The organism is Desulforamulus profundi, assembly GCF_002607855.1.
The window spans coordinates 1-2,464 of record NZ_AWQQ01000115.1 but is presented as its reverse complement, the minus strand read 5'-3'; the positions used below and the strand labels follow the sequence as shown (position 1 = coordinate 2,464).

Sequence of the window (2,464 nt, the reverse complement as noted above, 5' to 3'; positions counted from 1 at the left end):
TTCTACGACCATCTTCAAGAACTTCTGCCAGAGATCTTATTGCCTCTTTTTTCCATTTAAGCAATTGATTTGGATGAATCCCATACTCTGAAGCAATCTGGGATATGGTTTTCTCTTCCTTGAGAATTTCCAGTACAACCTTGGCTTTGAACTCCCCAGAATATGATTTTCTCACGGCAACGATCCACCTTAAATAAAGCTGTTTTTTTGTCTAGTTTTCTTTATCCATTATACATCACTACAGAAAAAAATAAGTGAATACAGGTTTGAAGGTGCTGCCAGGCAGTTAGTAGCAGATATAAAGTATCTACAGCAAAAAGCACTGGCAGAGAGCAGCGAGTACTATAAGATTGAGTTTTACAATAATTATTATCAACTTAATAAATCTACTGAAACAATAAAAAAGGTGCAATTACCAGCAAATACGGAGTTTTATCGTTTTACTTTTAGCGGTAACATTATGAATATAAGCGCCAGAGGAACTGCCACCCCCGGAACCATCACCTTATATCAAAGTGAACTAAAGAAATATCTTTATATCAAAGTAGCGGTTTCAACAGGTAGGGTAAGGTTATCAAGCACCAATGACAGTGACCCTAATATTACAAATATTCTTCGGAGTAAAGACAATGAAGCTTTGGACAAGCCACAATATCAATGCCGTAGATATAGGGCAAAACAGCATCAAGATCCTACAACTGCAAAAGAAGGGCCAATCGTTGCGAATCAGCCAGCAGATCAGCCATCCCAGCCCCGGGCTTGAGTCTTTGGAAAAGGGAGATGTGGCTGAGCTTGCTGCGTCCTTGAAAGAGGCAGCGGCTAAGGCCGGTATTGGCAGGTCAAAAGTAGTTTCTTTTATTGGCGGCCTGCGGGTGATTACCCAGCAAATCACCATGCCCCCGATTCCCGAGGACGAACTGCAAAAGGCGGTGGTTTGGGAAGCGGAAAAACTGATGCCTATCCCGGTACCGGATATGGAAATCCGGGCGGTGGTCTTGGAAGAGAAAAAGAATGAGTTTGGGGAAGGCTCCCAGCTGAATGTATTACTGGTGGCTGCACCCAAAAATTTAGTCTACCGTTACTATGAAGTTTTTGACCGGGCCAATTTAACCCTGACAGCCATTGATTTGCCGGCATTAAATCTGTGGCGGGTGTTTCAGGGGCAGCACTGCTTCCCGGAAAGAAAGGAAATCCAGGCGGTGGTGGACATCGGACACACCACCAGCCACTTTATCGTAATAAAAAAAGGTGTTCCTTCTTATGTTCGCTCTTTATCCGTCGATTTAAACCATATCAACAGGGAACCGGCAGAAGAGGTCAACAATTGTGAGCAGGATAACATTACCGACATAGCTGCCGACTATTATGATTTGGAAATTATTCCGGAGGTCGCGGCAACCAGGGAGGTGGACATGCCTCCGGGTATGGTGGATGAAAGCCTGCTGTATTCCGAGCTGGCAACCGAGATCCGGCGTTCCCTGGACTTTTATCGCCTGCAGGAAAGAGACACATTTGTTGAACAACTGGTTATTACAGGCGGGGGAAGTAAAATTGACGGCTTGGCCTTAATCCTTGAGGCTGAGTTGGGTTTACCCGTTCATATCGGTTATCCCCAGTTGAAGACCGCGCCCGATAAAATTCAGGAACTGCATCCTAAATTTACCATGGCCTTTGGCTTAGCTCTAAGGGAGGTTTTAATATGAACTACCGTGTAAACCTCCTGCCGGTAGAGCTGCAGCCAAAGCCGCCCCTGAGTGCAAAGAAATTTCTTTCGTACCTGCTGTGTACGCTGGTGTTTGCTCTTTTTGGTTTTGGATATGGATACTTTCAAATAGAGCTTAATTCCTTTAGGGAAGAATTGCAGTCTTTACAACAAAACCAGGAACAACTGCAGGTAACGCAAGCAAGGCTCTCCGAAACGAGCAAGCAGCAGCAGGCGATGAAGAACCAGATTAACACTTTCAATCACTTGATGCAGGAGCGATCTACCTGGCCGAAGTTCTTATATGATTTAAACGAACGAGTTCCTGAGGGTGTTTGGTTGGCAAAATTAAACCTTTCCTACATAGCAGAGGATGAGACTGAGTCAAAGGAGCAGCAAAGCGAAGGTCCGGAGAGGAATCCTGTGCCCGGCAAAACGGAGGAAATTGCAACACAGCCTGCATCCCCGGGAAAAACCCCCCTCCGTCTACTATACAGCAAAACCAAAACGGTAATCCCAAGGGCAAGGAAAAAGCAAAAGTACCCGAGTTTGCTCCAAACACCGCTGTAATAGAAGGCGGCAGCTATTCGCTGGAGTCCATCGGCAAATTTATTTACAGTCTGAATCAGTTGAAATACCTGTCCGAGGTAGAACTCATCGAAATTGTTCAAGATGATGAGGGTAAGTATACCTTTAAAATTGAGGCTCCCCTGAAGGAGGCTCAACCATGATGAAGCTCGAAATAACACCCAGGGATAAGAA

3 protein-coding genes are annotated in these 2,464 nt (G+C 45.0%); 2 read left to right on the top strand and 1 reads right to left on the bottom strand.

Features of this window, described 5'->3' with window-relative positions; translation table 11 throughout:
- On the bottom strand, positions 1 to 175 hold a 175-nt coding region (locus P378_RS16205; RefSeq protein WP_143338525.1), incomplete at its 3' end, for a transposase.
- Positions 176 to 629: 454 nt separating this feature from the next.
- Here P378_RS16205 and pilM point away from each other — a divergent pair.
- Both pilM and P378_RS16195 read left to right on the top strand, forming a co-directional pair.
- On the top strand, positions 630 to 1,703 hold the full coding sequence (pilM, locus tag P378_RS16200; protein WP_099083959.1) for a type IV pilus assembly protein PilM: 1,074 nt from the start codon (positions 630 to 632) through the stop codon (positions 1,701 to 1,703).
- Positions 1,700 to 2,272 (top strand): PilN domain-containing protein, encoded by a 573-nt coding sequence (locus P378_RS16195; RefSeq protein WP_099083958.1) that lies wholly within the window; start codon positions 1,700 to 1,702, stop codon positions 2,270 to 2,272. Before pilM ends, P378_RS16195 begins: the two co-directional genes overlap by 4 nt.
- The last annotated feature ends 192 nt before the right edge of the window (positions 2,273 to 2,464 follow it).